This is a genomic window from Paenibacillus sp. FSL H8-0537, assembly GCF_038051995.1.
GTDB lineage: Bacteria > Bacillota > Bacilli > Paenibacillales > Paenibacillaceae > Pristimantibacillus.
Genome location: NZ_CP150290.1, coordinates 3,751,644 through 3,768,076 on the forward strand (window position 1 = coordinate 3,751,644; position 16,433 = coordinate 3,768,076).

Sequence of the window (16,433 nt, forward strand, 5' to 3'; positions counted from 1 at the left end):
ATTATATTAGATTGTTAGATAATTATCTAAATATCGAAAGGAGATAGCTCCTCATTGTCGATTAACCAGGCGTTTAAAGCATTATCCGATCCGACGAGACGCACGATACTTGATTTATTGAAAGAGCGGGACTTGACAGCGGGGGAAATTGCTGACCATTTTCAAATGACCAAGCCGAGCATTTCCCATCACTTAAACTTGCTTAAGCAAGCTGAGCTGGTGTCGGATGAGCGTAAAGGCCAGCATATTTACTACTCGCTAAATACGACCGTCTTTCAGGATTTGCTCAAATGGATTGCTTCTTTTCAATAAAACCTTAACTTATTAACCACCTGACTTGGAAAGGAACGATGAATGATGAAAAAGAACCTTTGGAATTGGCTCATTGTTGCACTATCTTTTATTGCCGGGATGATCTCCTACTCTTCTCTGCCTGGCACCTTGCCCGTACATTGGAATGTATATGGCGAACCAGATCGGTATGCTGGCAAAATGTTTGCTCTATTTCTCATCCCGGCCATTATGGTGCTGCTTATGCTGTTATTTAAATATTTGCCGAAAATCGACCCCAAGCTGGCTGCAAGCTCCAGCACCATCAAAAGCACCGATTCCATCAATCAAATACTGATGCTTGGCCTAGCCGCTATTCAAGGCTTCAACATCGCGTATGGCTATGGCGTCCAGCTTGATATTCAAATGGTCGTTATCCCGTTTATCGGCATTTTGTACATTACGATAGGGAACTACTTGCCGCGCATGAAGCCCAATCGCATTGTCGGCATCAAAACACCGCTAACACTGAACAACGAACAAGTGTGGCGCAAAACCCATCAGCTTTCGGCCAAAATATTTTTCTGGGGCGGCTTTCTCATTATTGTGACGGTGTTCCTGCCAGGCATGCTGCAGTTGATAAGCTTTCTGACGGTGGTTGTGCTCGTATCCATCCTGTCGGTCTTCTCTCTGGTCTTTGTTGCCAAAAAAAATTAGCGCCCTTGGGAGAGCGCTAGCCGTGCGTTTCCTCAAAATATTTCACTAAACGTGGGGTGGCTCCCACGTTTTTTTATTCCAGCCTAGTCGGTGATTCAGCACCTTCATATTTGCATCGAGCGTCACAGCTACCCCAAACGGCATTTGCTGCTTATTCCAAAAACGCACATCGCTCCAGGTCACTTCGTAACCACCATGCTTCTCCTGTACATTCACATGAACCCGCTCGGAAAAAGACAAAAGAGCTTTTACCCCTTCTTCATTCATCGCCGCACGCACGACCGGAGCCAGCTCCGTACTATCCGACTTGCTGACTGTCGTCTCGATTGTAACCAAACCTCCAGCAACCGTTCCCGCCGCATAATGGTCGCCGCAGTCTGCTGTAAACTGCCAGCTATAGCCAAGCAGCGATGGTACAAGCGTTATGCCTGTACTGATGCCAAAGCTTACCCGGAGCAGCCGCTTCACCTTTCGGCTTATTAGCAGCCTCCATCCGATGTAGAAAGCCGTTATGGTGTAAATAATGGCAAACATCGGACCTGGCACGGCTATGCCTGACGCCCAAAGAATACAGCCTGACGCATGCAAGACAAACAAATACGGATCAAATAGGCATAACGTATCTAAATGCAGCCATTTCTGCGAAACAGGCCTAGCGCATTGCACCCCGAAGGAATTGAACAAATCCAGCAAAACATGAAAACAGACCGCTACGAACATCCAGCCTACAACTTGCCAGGCGAGCTCCGGCACGCCATAAAGCCACGCAATTGGCAAGCCCAGCAACGACCAAATGGCGGGCGCAGGCAGCGAATGCGTAATACCGCGATGATGGCGAACATAGGCCGCTTGGCCTTTTAAGCGCATCACCGTATCAAAATCCGGTGCATGGCTGCCGAGCAGCGTCGCTGTCCATACGGCAAGCATCGCGGCTGGCTGCGCAGCCAGTGCAGGGTCGAGCATCGCGAGTCCTCCAAGTGTTGCGCCGAACAATAAATGGCTTGCTGTATCCATCACGAATCAGCCTCCCGATGTGTAAACTATTGTTCACAGCCATCATACGAGGCTAATGTCAACGCATTATTTTCAGCATATGTTGATTTCGTAAGGGTACCTTGAGTCTAGTGTATTAGGCTGAACAAAAGCCCTTGATGACTAGCAGTCGCTGCGCCGCGCTATTTTAGCATGAAACAGATCATAGGCCGCTTCCGATTGCGGAAAAATACGCTGTGCCTCTTCCTTCAGCATCGGCATATCCTCAAGCATAAAACGCGAGCTGAAATGCGTCATAATAAGCTGCTGCACCCCTGCATCCTTCGCAGCCTGCGCCGCTTCAACCGTCGTCGAATGGCCATATTCATGCGCTTTCTCTTCCTGTCCTGCCGCGAACGTCGCTTCGTGAACGAGCAAATCCGCATTTTCGGCAAGCCGGGCAATGTTGGCACATGGGCTGGTATCGCCAGCAATCGCAATAATTCTGCCTTTCAATGGAGCTCCAGCTACATCAGCAGCACGCACCTTCGTGCCATCTGGCAGCTCCACATCCTCGCCCTGCTTGAGCTTGCCATATAGCGGCCCTGACGGAACACCAAGCGCTTTCAAACGCTCTGTATTAAGCTTGCCTGGACAATCGCGCTCCAGCAGGCGGTAGCCATAACAGGGCAGGCGATGATCTAATGACCACGCTTCCACAACGAATCGCTCATCCTCATGAATAACGCCATCCCCTTGGATCTCGGTTATGATCAGCTCGTAATCAATATGGGTTCCGCTCAGCCGCAGCGCGGTTCGCACCATCTCTTCAATGCCCACGGGACCAAACAAATGGAGCGGACCTTTGCCCCCGGAATAAGACCTTGTGCTAAGCAGTCCCGGAATGCCAAAGGTGTGATCACCATGCAGATGCGTAATGAATAGAGCATTCAGCTTGCCCATTTTCAGCGGGGATCGCATCATTTGATGCTGAGTTCCTTCGCCTGCATCAAACATCCATAGCCCGCCATCTGGCTCTGGCAGCCGCAGCGCGATCGACGTCACATTTCGTTCTTTCGACGGCCTTCCCGCACCTGTTCCAAGAAACCAAATTTCCATGCTCCTACCGCCCCCTGTTCAAAAATAGGATAAAGCCTCCGCCAATCGTTAAAAACGATTTTACGGAGGCTTTCCCTGCTATTCATGTTGCTATTTATGCTCCCTAACGCTCAACCTTTTCAACGTTAAAATATTGCGCTTCCGGATGGGAAAATACCATCGCAGATACCGATGCTTCTGGCTCCATCATAAAGCCTTCTGTCAACTCAACCCCAATATCCTCCGGCTTCATCAGCTCGAACAATGGGCCTTGATCTTCCAGATCCGGACAGGCCGGATAGCCAAACGATACGCGAATCCCTTGATAACGTGCGCCGTGGCGCTGCTTCATCGTCATCGTATGCGGATCTGGGTAGCCCCAAATATCCCGCATCATATGGTGGACGCGCTCAGCAAGCCCTTCTGCCACCTCAAGCGCAACCGATTGCAGCGCGTGCGAACGCAAGTAGTCGCCTTGATCCTTCCATTGCCCTGCCAAATCACGAATACCTTCGCCAGCCGTTACGACGAGGAATCCAACATAATCCATGATGCCACTATCTACAGGCTTCAGGAAATCAGCCAAACAAAGGAATGGCTCTACCTGCTGGCGCGGGAAGGTGAAGCGTTTGATTTCCTTCGTCTGATCTTTAGCGTCATAAATAATAATATCGTTGCCTGAGGACTGCGCCGGGAAGAAGCGGTACATACCGTTAGCCTTTAAAATCCCGTTCGTCGTTCCTTCATGCAAAATGTTGTCAACCGTTTCTTTGAGATGAACCGCCTTCTCGTTCTTTTCCTTCAGCAGGTTTTCTACATTGCCCTTCAGGCCAAGATGATGACCGAGCAGCATTTGCATATTGATATAAGGAATAATATGCGGCAGCGGAACATCGCGCAAAATATGGCGATCCAAATCAGGTGGAATGTACACAGGAGCGTCTACAGAAATTTTCGAACGCTCGATCCGGGTAAGCTTAGGCAGCTCTTTGCTTTGAACCTCTTCTTCGCCGCCCGATGCTTTGTATTCGGCCATTTCATCTTCCATCCGTTGACGGTGGTTCTTATCCATCAGCTTATTGGCAATATCAAGCCCGTCCATTGCATCCTTGGCGTACAGCACCAAGCCGTCATATTCCGGACCAATCCGCGTCTTCGTAAATTTCCGGGTCAACGCCGCACCACCGACAAGAATCGGCGCGTCAATGCCTGCACTGCGCATATCCTGAGCCGTAATGACCATCTGCTGCGCAGATTTAACGAGCAAGCCCGACAGGCCAATCGCATCCGCCTTTTCATTGCGATAAGCTTCTATAAGCTTCTCAGGCGGTACTTTAATGCCGAGATTTATAATTTTGTAACCGTTGTTGGACAAAATAATCTCAACGAGGTTTTTGCCGATATCATGCACATCGCCTTTTACCGTCGCCAATATAATTTTCCCTTTTACGGACGATTCATCCTTCTCCATAAATTGCTCCAAATGAGCAACCGAAGCTTTCATGACCTCTGCGCTTTGCAGTACCTCTGCCACAATCAGCTCATTATTATTAAACAGTCTGCCGACCTCTTCCATCCCCCGCATGAGCGGTCCATTAATGACCTCCAGCGCCGTATATTTGGCAAGCGCCAAATCCAGATCAGGAAGCAGCCCTTCCTTCGTGCCTTCAACGACATAGGAACCGAGTCTTTCCTCGAGCGTCAGGTTGGAGATTAGCTCCTTCTTGACCACTTTCTTCTCGCGGAAGGCTGCAACGAAAGCAGCTAGCGTCTCATCCGTCGTATTAAAAATCAATTCCTCCGCCAGTCTGCGCTCCTCTTCAGGAATCGAAGCGTATCGCTCCAGCTTCTCGGTGTTCACAATCGCATAATCGAGTCCCGCTTTTGTACAATGGTACAAATAAACCGAGTTAAGCACCTCGCGGCCCGCATCCGGCAAACCGAATGAAATGTTGCTGAGACCAAGAATGGTTTTGGCTAGCGGATATTTTTCTTTGATTAGCTTAATACCCTCAATCGTCTCCACTGCAGAGCCAATATATTGCGGGTCGCCAGAGCCAACCGGGAACATATTCGGGTCAAAAATAATATCCTCTGGATTCATTCCGTATTTATCCACTAGCAAATTATAAGAACGCTCTGCTACTTCGAGCTTCGCTTCCCGGCTAACCGCTTGACCGCGCTCATCAATTAAAATCATAACAACAGCTGCGCCATATTGATGGATAAGGGGAAGAATTTTTTCAAACTTAGCTTCGCCATCCTCCAAGTTAATGGAGTTAATGATTGCTTTGCCTTGCGAATATTTAAGGCCCAGCTCGATAATATGATCGTAGGTTGAATCGAGCATGAGCGGCACTTTAATCTTCTTGACGACTTGTGGTAAAAAATTATGAACGGCGTATGCTTCATCAATATCCGTATCCTGCAAGTTAATATCAATGACATGGGCTCCGCCTTTTACTTGCGCTCTGGCAATTTCCGAAGCTTCGTCAAACTTCTCTTCCTTAATGAGACGCTTGAACTTCCGCGAGCCGGAAATATTCGTGCGCTCCCCAATCATAATCGGGCGGTTTTCAGGCTCAATATAGACGGTATCAATGCCGGATACCGCTGCAGGATGCTCACCATATTTGGTACGCGGCGGATATTTCGCCATCGTCTCGACAAGTGCGCGGATATGTTCCGGCGTCGTACCGCAGCAGCCGCCAGCAATGTTCAGCCAGCCCTGCTCGGCAAAAGCAGACATTTTTTTCGCCAGCGATTCCGGGGACTCATGATAATTCCCGTTCTCATCCGGCAAGCCTGCATTCGGATAACAGCTGACTGCCGAATTGGCAATTTCGCTTAGGGTACGAATATGGTCACGCATAAACTCAGGGCCCGTCGCACAGTTCAGCCCCATGGATATTGGCTTCAAATGCTCCAGCGAAATGTAGAAGGATTCAATGCTTTGACCGGCCAGCGTCGTTCCCATAGGCTCAATCGTTCCCGAAATCATAATCGGAAGCTCGCGTCCCATCGTCTCAAATGCATTGCGAATGCCGATGCTGCCCGCTTTCACATTAAGCGTATCCTGGGATGTTTCCAGAAGCAGCGCATCTACATCCGCCTCCATGAGCGCAACAACTTGCTCGTAATAGCTGTCTACAAGCTCTTCAAAAGTAACCCCGCCTGTTACGGAAAGCGTCTTCGTCGTCGGACCAAGCGCCCCTGCCACATAACGCGGATGCTCAGGTGTCGAATATTTATCCGCCGCTTCACGGGCAATTTTTGCCGCAGCAAGGTTAATTTCGCGCGCCTTTTCAGGTATATCGTATTCAGCCAGTACGACGCTTGTAGCTCCGAACGTATTCGTTTCCAAAATGTCCGTGCCTGCCTCTAAATATTGTTCATGTATAGTACGGATGACATCAGGACGCGTCAGCACGAGTATTTCATTACACCCATCCATATCCTCGCCGCCAAAATCATCCTCGGTAAGATCAGCCTGCTGAATCATCGTTCCCATTGCGCCGTCCAAAATCAATATCCGCTTTTGCATCATTTCTTGTATGGTTGGTTTCGACAATTTCCTGCACCCTTCCTGTGAAAATCACTAAAGTTCAGTTTAACAGAATCGTCGCAATGTGAAAAGCAATTGCAATCGACAATCCACTGATTTTGCATTATAATCAGTATATATTTAATATAACATTTAATTTCAATAGGAAAAGAGGGAATTGTGATGGCTGAGATTAGAATTCGCAATACTGAGGAAAGAATATCGGGCGAGCAGAACGTTCGCGCGTTTTTGGAAAGCCAAGAAGTCCTTTATGAACACTGGGATGCTAGCAAGTTGCCAGGCCATCTGCAAGATAAATTTATATTATCCGATGAAGAGAAAGCGGAAATTCTCGCTACTTACGATGTTGAAATTCGTGAGCTTGCCCAGCGTCGCGGTTACAAAACATGGGATATTGTTGCCCTTTCAGACGCTACACCAGGTCTTGATGATATTCTGAAACGTTTTGAGCAAGTGCATACGCACACAGAAGATGAAGTACGCGCAATTACAGCCGGACGCGGCATCTTTATTATTAAAGGCAGCGAAGAAGTCGGTTATTTCGACGTTGAGCTGGAAGCTGGAGACGTTATTTCGGTTCCAGAAACGATTCCTCACTTCTTTACTTTGATGGACAACCGCCAAATCGTTGCTGTTCGTCTGTTTATTGAAACAGAAGGCTGGATTGCCCACCCATTCGAAGACCCTGCTTTCTCAAAAGCTTGATTATATCATTATTGACTTTCGTCATTATATGCAGAAGCCCCATGAGCCATTTCCAATGGACCAAGGGGCTTCTTTTTATGCTTATGCAGCAGCAATGGCGCGAGTATACGCGATTACCCCAGCAGCGGCAGCAATTCCTCTAAATGCTTGATTTCATATGTAGGCACAATTTCATCCGAGCGAACAGCGCCATGGCGATTAATCCATACCGAATCCATTCCAATCGTATTAGCACCCAGAATATCCGTTGTCAATTTGTCCCCAACCATAACGCCCTGCTCCGGTTCAATGCCCAGGCTGTCCAGCGCATGGCGGAAAATCGAAGCTGCCGGCTTGCCTTCTCCGAAAGCGCCAGAAATAATGATATGATCAAAATAAGGAGCAAGCTGTGGAACGCCTGTAAGCTTCTCCTGCTGCAAATCTGGAGAACCGTTCGTCAGCAGCAGCAGCTTATATTTGCCCTTTAGCGCATCTAGCAGTCGGAACGTTTCATCATAAACGATCGGGCGCGCCCTACGCTCTGCTGGAAACTGCTCGGCCAGTCTGGCACCAAGCTCTTGATCGTCAACGCCAAGTGCTTTAAGTCCTTTCGTCCATGCTTCACGACGATAAGTTGGTGCAAGCTGCTCCAGCTTTCTGAACTCTTCCTGCTCTCCCTCACGGAAGTTGGCCCATAGGCCTTCGAAAGGATTAATTCCGATCATTTTCGTAAAAGGGAACGTTTCATACGATTCATATAGGCTGCGAGCCTCCTTGCGGACAGCTTCCTCCAGCTCTACCGCATCTACGCCCGCTGCTTCCGCACCTGCTTGACAGGTCGCATCAAATGCTTCTTGCACACTACGGTCATCCCATAGCAGCGTGTCATCCAAATCAAATAATACCGCTAGCTTTGCCATTGTTCACAGACTCTCCTGGTCGATTTATTTTTGTTCGTATGTTATGCCGTTTTCTTTGGCAAACTGCTCTAATTTCGCGCTGATTTCATCCGTTGGATACCGATGAAATGCTCGTGAAAATGCCCACGTCGACCCTTTTTGCGGTTCAATCGACACATAGCCAGGCTGTACGCGAATCGTCTTGATCGCCTCTGCACCTAGACGCTTGTCTCCAGTCAGCTTGCGAGTTTGAACATAGTTTTTACCGATTGTAATATACGGGCGCCGCAGGAAAAACACAATTGCCAGAAATACATAACAGCCAATCGTCACACCCAGCAAGGTGTCGAATTTAAATTGCGGGTCCATTTGTGCAAGAATAACGTACATGGCAATAAACAGTAGGAGCAAAATCGGTGCAATATAGCTGCGGCCAACAAAACGATCTGACTGGGGTCCAGCAGGCTTAAAGCTCGGACCGCCTTGTTTTTTGCGATTTTTATTAATTTGATTCGTATTTCGGCGCACTTTGCGCTCCCATGTACGTGACAAAATCGTTCCTCCTTATAATGCTGCCTCACAAAATCAAACTTTATCGTTCTAGTTTGACAAGTGATGCAGACTGACACTGTTTATCTATAGCTTCCACTGCACTCTGTTAAAACGGGCGTTTGAATTTTGCAATAAAACGATTCGGATAGTCTTCGGCAAGCGCACTGACCTCGTCCAGACGATTCCATACCTCTTCAGGCATCGACCAGCCGACAGCTCCCATATTATCCTCATATTGCGCAAGCGTACTAGCTCCAAAGATTGGGGACGTAATGCCTTCCCTCTGCAGCAGCCAATTTAATGAAACTTGAGCAGGTGTTTTATCAAGCTCCTTGGCGGCCGCTACTACAGCATCCAAAACAGCAAAATTGTGCTCACTTGCCCGATTTGCCCAAGCGCTTTCGCCTACTTTGCTAGTCAATCTGCCCTCTGTCGGCTCAGTGCGATCATACCTGCCCGTCAGAAAACCGCCACCAAGCGGAGCCCATGGTATAACACCCACGTTTTCTTCCAGACAAAGTGACATCATTTCGCGATCCATTTGACGGCTGACAAGGCTATATTGAGGCTGCAGCGAAACAAAGCGTACATAACGACTAGCATCGCTCCAAGCTAAGGATTTCATAAGCTGCCACGCAAAAAAGTTGGAACAGCCGATATAACGTACCTTGCCTGATGTGACAAGGTCATCGAGCGTCCGCAGCGTCTCTTCAATCGGTGTAGCATGATCCCATACGTGAACCTGATACAAGTCAATGTAGTCGGTTTGCAGTCGCTTAAGGCTCGCTTCAACGCCGTCCATAATATGCTTGCGGGACAAGCCTACTCCATTAATATCAGGCGATGTTGTCATTCTAACTTTCGTCGCAACGACCATCTCCGAACGACGCCCTTTAATGGCTTTCCCAACTATCTCTTCAGAGCGTCCGCTTACATAAACGTTAGCCGTATCTAAAAAATTACCACCTCGTTCAACAAAACGATTGATCATTTCAAGCGAATCCTGTTCATTCGTTGTATTGCCAAACGTCATTGTTCCAAGACAAAGTTCAGAAACAGCCAGTCCACTACGTCCAAGCAATTGGTATTTCATAAATAAAGCCCGCCTCTCCCATTAAAATGATTAATGCTGTGGCTTCTCGTCTTCCGCTTCATTCTCTTCATCTTCTACGAACTTAATCGTATCAAGCTGCTGGCGAAAATTACTTTTAAACTGCTCCATATATTTACTGCGCAGCTCAGCCCGTTCCGTCAGTTCCTCGGGCGTCAAACCGATCGTTTTATTTTTACGGGATAATTCATTAATTCTTGCAATAAGCTCTTCCATTGGTTGCTCACCTCACTTGCTGTACTTTTCCCAAACTCTTTCTACTTTGACATTACCAATACGCTGTTGTCAAGGTGAAACGGCTGTCACCGTCCTTTGGCGGCGCAGCGCGATTCAGTCCGAGAAATATAGAGAAAGGATAAGAAAATCATATAATTTCCTATATTTCAAGAAAATGGGGGTGTAATTAAATACAGAATAGATCGTACAACGATAATGCTATCATTGTTCCGATCTATTCTGTATTTTAGATAGCGTATTGGCACTTCCTGAGCTCCAAAGTTCAGCTATATGATTTCTATCAAGCTGGCACCTTTCTATACCAAAGAGGATTGTTGCTAAACGACACTAGGATGAAGGAATGACCAGCTTCTGCCCAGGCCATATATCCGGTGACGACAGCCGGTTGCGCTCCCGTATTTGAAAGACGGACCAGCGTATATCATCAGAACTGTCCGAATATTTACGTGCAATCTCCCATAATGTATCGCCTTGTGCGACTACTACCATCTGCTCTCCAGCAGACGCTGGTGCAACATGATTTACTGAAGCTTCTGTACGCACCAATAAAAAACCAGAAAACAATACAATAAACAGGGCCAGACACACTGCCAACTTCAAAGCGTAGTTGCTAACTGCAGCCATGTTGATTTGCGATTTCATCTTTGCCACCTTAACAGGTGCTTTCTCAGAAAAAATAGATTGATAGGATTCTGGATAAATGATCATTGCCCTCACTCCCAAACGTTTGTTCTGTTTTGATATTAACACGAACATTTGTTTGCGGTCAACACACAATGCGAACTTTTGTTTTTAGGAACTTATGTTTGTACGAACGGCGGTTCCATGTTATAATTTGAGAAATAAATACTCATATTGCGCTTCGAATGCAGTGCCTGAATCAAAGTTTCAATCAAAAATCTTGTCGCACTCATCATGGAGTGCGTGAACTGGAGTGATCATGTTGTCCAAAGCTTCCAATCGCCAGCAGTCGATTCTGGAATTTATAAAGAACGAAGTTCGCGAGAAGGGTTATCCGCCTTCCGTACGTGAAATTGGAGAAGCAGTTGGACTTGCTTCAAGCTCAACCGTACATGGTCATCTGGACCGTCTGGAGAAGAAAGGACTTATCCGCCGCGATCCGACTAAGCCACGTGCTATCGAGATTTTGGACCAGGAAGATGTCGATGGAATTATACGCCCTGCTGTTACCCATGTACCGATCGTCGGTAAAGTTACTGCAGGTGTGCCGATTACCGCTACCGAGAATATTGAAGAATATTTCCCAATCTCTTCCCATTATGTAGGTGATGATGATGTATTCATTCTGAATGTCATTGGAGAGAGCATGATTGAAGCAGGCATACATAACGGCGACTACGTTATTGTGCGCCAGCAGCAAACCGCTACTAACGGTGATATTGTGGTCGCTATGACTGAGCACGATGAAGCAACGGTCAAAACCTTTTACCGTGAGAAGGATCATATCCGTCTCCAACCTGAGAACGTAACAATGGAACCTATTCGCCTGAAGAATGTTACGATTTTAGGCAAAGTCATTGGCTTGTTCCGGGATTTCCATTAATCGTTTATATTTCATACTCTTCATACATGAAGAAAGCTGTATCCTTGCCCGCATAAGAAACGGGCTGGATGCAGCTTTTTTATTTAGGCAGAGGATTTTTTCTAGCTCTCGTACTTTCTACTCAGACTGCTTCGGTATGACGACATTTAGTAACCGCATTTGATTTGGCTAATGTGACTGCAGCTTCTGTATATCCACTATTGGAAATGACCCTGCTGCCTGTGTCACTGTTACCCTGTAGCTATGGACCTCTGAAGAAGTCCAAGATATTTCTCAAACTGTCGGCCCTCCATCTTATCTATTTCTGCGATACCGGAGCGCTTAAGCCGTTCGTTACGTTTGCAAGAGATGTATATTTTAGGAATTTGGACCTAATTATTAAAAATATATAAAAATATTCAGACTATTCACTTCACTTAACTTTGTTTCATCACAATCAGTAGTGTCGAATCAATAACTAACTACATATAAAAAGGCTGACGAGAGCACTACTGATATCTACATCAGTCATGCTTGCGTCAGCCTTCTCCGAAGTTACATTCGGTTATCGGAACTACTTATGCTATTGTTTAATCATTCATTCATTCGATGCTGTGAATCTGATCGAACCCAGCGAGGAAGAGCTCAACATCCCGCACTCAGCAGTATAGTGAAGTGAAACTAGTTCCCGTTCGCTGAACTGTGAGACGAGATGTAGTGCGGCTTTATCTCCCCGCTGCATGGAAATCGATCATTGCTGCTTTAATATCTCTGTCTCTATAATGATATTCGTTTCCCTCTGTTTTACATTTTTAATATAACACAGGATACCAATACATTTTGTCGTTTTTTGTCGAATTATTTACACGTTCGATACTAGTACCGATTTTTATTGACATAATAATGAAAATGTGTATTAAAAAAGAGCTAACCCATTTCTGGATTTAGCTCTTTTTTAGTAAATGTTCTACTAAAGGCAATTTCCCCTTAGCTACATTTGCTGTGTAACCACCTTCAAAATGCGCAGTTATGGCGTAGAATGTTTTAGTAACCTCTATAATATGTTGTACGTTCACGAGGTTGTTAACATCCAATGCAACAAATCCCAGTGGCAAAAATATTTGTTTACATGCTTCTAGTGTCGTTATAAATGTAAAAAGGCCCTTAGTGGTATGGAATCTCGGGATATGATAGTTTTTTTTGGGCTGAAATATATCTACAAAAAAAACTTCACCTAATTTGAATGTATCAAATTGCTCTCCATCGATTTCCCCATCGTAAATTCGTTGTCCTAAAATCTCAGTCGTTAGATCCATATAATAACCACTCTACTTACGAAGTTCTTTCGGGATTGGTTGAGCCCCAATGAACCCTTTCCGGTTTCCAGTTGCGACGGAACGTTCAGCGTCTTTTTGCAGTTTCTCTGCAATTTTACGCGCTAATTTTTGCATCATATTCAACACCTCCATCCCTTTGATGAATGATTACCAATACCATTTGAGCGAAGAAAGCTAACGCAACAACATCTGATTGAAAAAATATATTTAACAAAATGAGCAACAAAGGTAAATTCCTTTCACTGCCTCTACCCCAGCAAATCAATAACGTTAAACTCAACAATATCAATATTATCATGACCGTGCCACTTAAGACAATATGTGGAATAATAGATAAAAGAAAAGTTGAGACAACCACACACGTTGTAAGAGACTTGAAATGAAAGCCACCAGTAAACTTTCTCAGTATCCAAAAAGCCAATAGACCGATTAATGACGGTATAAAAGATTCTGTTGCAATCCCAAATATCAATGTGAATACGATTATAGTCGCAGAACAAATCCAATTCCCCAAAGAAAATGCCATCACTTCTACAGACACGTCGCCCTTAGGATCTAACCTTTTTATGAATAGCGCCGTTTTTTGTGATAAAAATTCTATCATCTTCTGATTCCCTCCTTCTAGAGAGGAAATACAGGGTGCCAAGTATCAATAATACCAAGGGGTACGCGTACAAGGCTGCATCGTAATGAACGGTCAAATATAAAGATGTCGTGATTATTGCTGCTGCAGCCAATGTTGATACGGCAAGCATTCCATTCGTTCCGGTGAATAGTTTCTCCTTGCGGCTTAAGTCATGCGGTGGAATGACAATGAAAGTAAACCCATAATTAAACAATGATATCAGCCATCCGACCATCAACGAAGCGGTATCTGTGAAAAATTGAATCGCAATAACCCCGTTGCCTCCCGTATTTTGAGCAACAACATCGCTAACACCTAGTGCAGTCACAGCAAAATAGATCGGAAACTGTATGCATACATAGGCAGCATATCCTACTGCTACCATCAAACCAGAATAAACAAGTCTAATTTTCAGAGAATACCGAAAAAACGCTGCAAAGATTAAAAATTGCCCAAATATATCTATGTAGGGAGATAAGCCAATAACAACCCGGACGACATATGACCAACAGGCGACTCCAACACATACGTAAAGGATATTCCATTTATATGCTGCAAGTGGCTGCCTATACGATTTAATCATCAATACAACCATCGCAATTGCATCCAATATGCTAAAAAGCAGATAACTCGCTGTCTCCATTTATGGCGCCACCATCTTTTATTTTATTTTGAATATCGATTTTAATTTTAATTTTAATACATTCATCATTGCATGATCGCAACTATGTTGGCAAGACAGAATTTTAATGTTATACGAATGTACACGGTTATTTCATACATCTCGAAAGACAGCTCCATAGTTGTAATCATATTAGCATAAATATATCTCATACCTGCCGAGCTGCGGTAAAGGGAAAAGGCATTACCATAAGCATCTCCCTACAGGAAATGCCCACTGATAATGCCCCGATGGAATAGAAATAAAGAACCAGTCACCGGAAGATTCCCGGCAACTGGCTGCTTAATCTTTCAAGGTGTTTTGATCCCCGTCTCACAATCAGGGAGTCCCAAGAGTTTCACCTTCTAGAACAATGTCAAATATTGATCTCTTTCCCACTGGTGAACTTGCGTCTTGTACATATCCCACTCAATTTCTTTCAGCTCGTAGAAGTGAGCCAGAGCGTGCTCGCCGAGCGCGCTGCAGATAACATCGCTGCGAAGCAGTTCGTCCAACGCTTCCTTAAGATCAACCGGCAAGCTTGGCACACCGGATTCAATACGCTCTTCCTCAGTCATAATGTAGATGTTGCGGTCTGTTGGAGCTGGAAGAGTCGTTTTGTTCTTGATGCCATCCAGGCCAGCTTTCAGCATAACGGCTAGTGCCAAATATGGATTAGCTGCAGGGTCTGGGTTACGCACTTCAACGCGCGTGCTCAGTCCTCTTGAAGCCGGAATACGGATCATTGGCGAACGGTTGCTTGCAGACCATGCCACATAGCAAGGTGCTTCATAACCTGGTACAAGACGCTTGTACGAGTTGATTGTCGGATTCGTAATAGCAGCCATTGCGCGAGCATGCTCCAAAATACCTGCCATATAATAACGAGCGGTTGCGCTAAGGCCCAGCTTGTCGCTCTCATCATAAAATACGTTGGTGCTGCCTTGGAACAGCGATTGGTGACAGTGCATACCCGATCCGTTCACGCCGAACAGCGGCTTAGGCATAAATGTAGCGTGCAAACCATGCTCTCTCGCAATCGTTTTAACAACGAGCTTGAACGTTTGAATTTGGTCAGCGGCTTTAATCGCATCTGCATATTTAAAATCAATTTCATGCTGTCCTGGAGCAACCTCGTGGTGAGATGCTTCGATTTCAAAGCCCATTTCCTCAAGCGTCAAAACGATTTCACGGCGACAGTTTTCGCCCAAGTCCATAGGAGCAAGGTCAAAATATCCTCCTTGATCATTCAGTTCCATTGTAGGCTCGCCGCGCTCATCGGTTTTAAACAGGAAAAATTCCGGTTCAGGACCGACGTTCATCGCCGTATAACCCATTTCTTCCGCTTCATTCAGCGCACGTTTCAGAATACCACGCGGGTCCCCTGCGAACGGTGTGCCGTCGGGCATATAAATATCACAGATCAGACGAGCTACACGATCCTGTGCAACCCATGGGAATACAACCCATGTATCTAAATCAGGGTAAAGGTACATGTCAGATTCTTCAATACGCACATAACCTTCGATGGAAGAACCGTCAAACATCATTTTATTATCAAGCGCTTTATCCAACTGGCTCATTGGAATTTCAACGTTTTTAATCGTTCCCAGCAAATCTGTAAATTGAAGGCGGATGAATCTTACGTTTTGTTCCTCGGCAATTCTCTTGATATCCTCTTTAGTATAGCTCACTAAAAGTCATCTCCCTTGTTTGCTTGATTATAATGGTACGATTGCATCCTAGCGCTTGTGCAAGAAACGCGATAGCTGACCCTGTATAAGCGAGGCCTGACCAGGCCGTTTCTCCAATAGCTGCTGCTTGAGCATGCGGTGAAGCTGGGCATCAGACAGTTCCTTACGCGTAACCTCCGATTGCTCACTTACAATAGTCGCATCGTCGGATTCTTTGGAAACCGGATTCATAACCTGCTTGATTCCAGCTATGTTGACGCCCTTTTCAATTAAAGCTTTAATTTCCAGCAGCCGTTCTACATCATTAAAAGAAAACAATCGCTGGTTCCCAGCCGTCCTAGCCGGTACTATCAAATCATGCTGCTCGTAATAACGAATTTGGCGGGCTGTTAAATCAGTAAGCTTCATTACAATGCCTATTGGAAATAAGGCCATATTTCTACGTATCTCGTCAGCCATATCACATCA

At 45.8% G+C, this 16,433-nt stretch carries 18 protein-coding genes; 4 read left to right on the top strand and 14 right to left on the bottom strand.

Annotated features, from left to right (window positions below; all coding sequences use genetic code 11):
- Window positions 1–60 precede the first annotated feature (60 nt).
- Window positions 61–312 carry an autorepressor SdpR family transcription factor gene (locus MHB80_RS15695; protein WP_341282991.1) on the top strand — a complete coding sequence of 84 codons (252 nt, stop codon included), beginning with the start codon at window positions 61–63 and terminating at the stop codon, window positions 310–312.
- 42 nt (window positions 313–354) lie between these two features.
- Entirely contained in the window at window positions 355–987 is a 633-nt protein-coding gene (locus MHB80_RS15700; protein WP_341277877.1) for a DUF1648 domain-containing protein, read from the top strand.
- 45 nt (window positions 988–1,032) lie between these two features.
- On the opposite strand, the gene MHB80_RS15705 is transcribed toward MHB80_RS15700, so the two are convergent.
- The 3 genes from MHB80_RS15705 to metH form a co-directional block, all read right to left on the bottom strand.
- A complete protein-coding gene (locus MHB80_RS15705) occupies window positions 1,033–2,001 on the bottom strand; it encodes a metal-dependent hydrolase (protein ID WP_341282992.1) in 969 nt (322 codons plus the stop codon).
- Window positions 2,002–2,142: 141 nt separating this feature from the next.
- On the bottom strand, window positions 2,143–3,078 hold the full coding sequence (rnz, locus tag MHB80_RS15710) for a ribonuclease Z (protein WP_341277878.1): 936 nt from the start codon (window positions 3,076–3,078) through the stop codon (window positions 2,143–2,145).
- A gap of 103 nt (window positions 3,079–3,181) precedes the next feature.
- Entirely contained in the window at window positions 3,182–6,628 is a 3,447-nt protein-coding gene (metH, locus tag MHB80_RS15715; RefSeq protein WP_341277879.1) for a methionine synthase, read from the bottom strand.
- Between the two features lie 156 nt (window positions 6,629–6,784).
- Between metH and MHB80_RS15720 the strand changes: the two genes are divergently transcribed.
- Window positions 6,785–7,327 (top strand): acireductone dioxygenase, encoded by a 543-nt coding sequence (locus MHB80_RS15720; protein WP_341282993.1) that lies wholly within the window; start codon window positions 6,785–6,787, stop codon window positions 7,325–7,327.
- Window positions 7,328–7,440: 113 nt separating this feature from the next.
- On the opposite strand, the gene MHB80_RS15725 is transcribed toward MHB80_RS15720, so the two are convergent.
- The 5 genes from MHB80_RS15725 to MHB80_RS15745 form a co-directional block, all read right to left on the bottom strand.
- On the bottom strand, window positions 7,441–8,226 hold the full coding sequence (locus MHB80_RS15725) for an HAD family hydrolase (RefSeq protein ID WP_341277880.1): 786 nt from the start codon (window positions 8,224–8,226) through the stop codon (window positions 7,441–7,443).
- A 24-nt stretch (window positions 8,227–8,250) separates the two neighbouring features.
- Complete coding sequence (locus MHB80_RS15730; protein ID WP_341277881.1) at window positions 8,251–8,757, bottom strand: hypothetical protein; 507 nt, start codon at window positions 8,755–8,757, stop codon at window positions 8,251–8,253.
- Window positions 8,758–8,863: 106 nt separating this feature from the next.
- A complete protein-coding gene (locus MHB80_RS15735; protein WP_341277882.1) occupies window positions 8,864–9,850 on the bottom strand; it encodes an aldo/keto reductase in 987 nt (328 codons plus the stop codon).
- 30 nt (window positions 9,851–9,880) lie between these two features.
- Entirely contained in the window at window positions 9,881–10,084 is a 204-nt protein-coding gene (locus tag MHB80_RS15740; RefSeq protein ID WP_341277883.1) for a DUF896 domain-containing protein, read from the bottom strand.
- Between the two features lie 348 nt (window positions 10,085–10,432).
- Entirely contained in the window at window positions 10,433–10,813 is a 381-nt protein-coding gene (locus MHB80_RS15745) for a LysM peptidoglycan-binding domain-containing protein (protein ID WP_341277884.1), read from the bottom strand.
- Window positions 10,814–11,048: 235 nt separating this feature from the next.
- On the opposite strand from MHB80_RS15745, the gene lexA reads away from it, so the two are divergent.
- Window positions 11,049–11,669, top strand: coding sequence for a transcriptional repressor LexA (lexA, locus tag MHB80_RS15750; protein ID WP_046232543.1), 621 nt, complete (start codon window positions 11,049–11,051; stop codon window positions 11,667–11,669).
- 923 nt (window positions 11,670–12,592) lie between these two features.
- On the opposite strand, the gene MHB80_RS15755 is transcribed toward lexA, so the two are convergent.
- The 6 genes from MHB80_RS15755 to MHB80_RS15780 all read right to left on the bottom strand — a co-directional run bounded on the left by MHB80_RS15755 (window position 12,593) and on the right by MHB80_RS15780 (window position 16,424).
- Window positions 12,593–12,964 carry a dipeptidyl aminopeptidase gene (locus MHB80_RS15755; RefSeq protein ID WP_341277885.1) on the bottom strand — a complete coding sequence of 124 codons (372 nt, stop codon included), beginning with the start codon at window positions 12,962–12,964 and terminating at the stop codon, window positions 12,593–12,595.
- Between the two features lie 12 nt (window positions 12,965–12,976).
- Entirely contained in the window at window positions 12,977–13,102 is a 126-nt protein-coding gene (locus MHB80_RS15760; RefSeq protein ID WP_341277886.1) for a hypothetical protein, read from the bottom strand.
- Entirely contained in the window at window positions 13,080–13,589 is a 510-nt protein-coding gene (locus MHB80_RS15765; RefSeq protein WP_341277887.1) for an accessory gene regulator B family protein, read from the bottom strand. The genes MHB80_RS15760 and MHB80_RS15765 overlap by 23 nt, the downstream gene beginning before the upstream one ends.
- The gene (locus tag MHB80_RS15770) at window positions 13,534–14,253 is read right to left on the bottom strand and encodes a hypothetical protein (RefSeq protein ID WP_341277888.1); all 720 of its coding nucleotides are present in this window, start codon (window positions 14,251–14,253) and stop codon (window positions 13,534–13,536) included. Before MHB80_RS15770 ends, MHB80_RS15765 begins: the two co-directional genes overlap by 56 nt.
- Window positions 14,254–14,636: 383 nt before the next feature.
- Complete coding sequence (gene glnA / locus MHB80_RS15775; RefSeq protein ID WP_341277889.1) at window positions 14,637–15,965, bottom strand: type I glutamate--ammonia ligase; 1,329 nt, start codon at window positions 15,963–15,965, stop codon at window positions 14,637–14,639.
- A 48-nt stretch (window positions 15,966–16,013) separates the two neighbouring features.
- On the bottom strand, window positions 16,014–16,424 hold the full coding sequence (locus MHB80_RS15780; RefSeq protein WP_341277890.1) for a MerR family transcriptional regulator: 411 nt from the start codon (window positions 16,422–16,424) through the stop codon (window positions 16,014–16,016).
- Window positions 16,425–16,433 lie beyond the last annotated feature (9 nt).

Excerpts from the sequence above, each read along its gene's own strand:
- MHB80_RS15705 (WP_341282992.1), bottom strand. The coding sequence starts at position 2,001 with ATGGATACAGCAAGCCATTTATTGTTCGGCGCAACACTTGGAGGACTC.
- MHB80_RS15700 (WP_341277877.1), top strand. The coding sequence starts at position 355 with ATGATGAAAAAGAACCTTTGGAATTGGCTCATTGTTGCACTATCTTTT.
- MHB80_RS15720 (WP_341282993.1), top strand. The coding sequence starts at position 6,785 with ATGGCTGAGATTAGAATTCGCAATACTGAGGAAAGAATATCGGGCGAG.
- rnz (WP_341277878.1), bottom strand. The coding sequence starts at position 3,078 with ATGGAAATTTGGTTTCTTGGAACAGGTGCGGGAAGGCCGTCGAAAGAA.
- MHB80_RS15755 (WP_341277885.1), bottom strand. The coding sequence starts at position 12,964 with ATGGATCTAACGACTGAGATTTTAGGACAACGAATTTACGATGGGGAA.
- MHB80_RS15780 (WP_341277890.1), bottom strand. The coding sequence starts at position 16,424 with ATGGCTGACGAGATACGTAGAAATATGGCCTTATTTCCAATAGGCATT.
- MHB80_RS15765 (WP_341277887.1), bottom strand. The coding sequence starts at position 13,589 with ATGATAGAATTTTTATCACAAAAAACGGCGCTATTCATAAAAAGGTTA.
- MHB80_RS15735 (WP_341277882.1), bottom strand. The coding sequence starts at position 9,850 with ATGAAATACCAATTGCTTGGACGTAGTGGACTGGCTGTTTCTGAACTT.
- MHB80_RS15760 (WP_341277886.1), bottom strand. The coding sequence starts at position 13,102 with ATGATGCAAAAATTAGCGCGTAAAATTGCAGAGAAACTGCAAAAAGAC.
- MHB80_RS15770 (WP_341277888.1), bottom strand. The coding sequence starts at position 14,253 with ATGGAGACAGCGAGTTATCTGCTTTTTAGCATATTGGATGCAATTGCG.
- MHB80_RS15725 (WP_341277880.1), bottom strand. The coding sequence starts at position 8,226 with ATGGCAAAGCTAGCGGTATTATTTGATTTGGATGACACGCTGCTATGG.
- MHB80_RS15745 (WP_341277884.1), bottom strand. The coding sequence starts at position 10,813 with ATGATCATTTATCCAGAATCCTATCAATCTATTTTTTCTGAGAAAGCA.
- MHB80_RS15740 (WP_341277883.1), bottom strand. The coding sequence starts at position 10,084 with ATGGAAGAGCTTATTGCAAGAATTAATGAATTATCCCGTAAAAATAAA.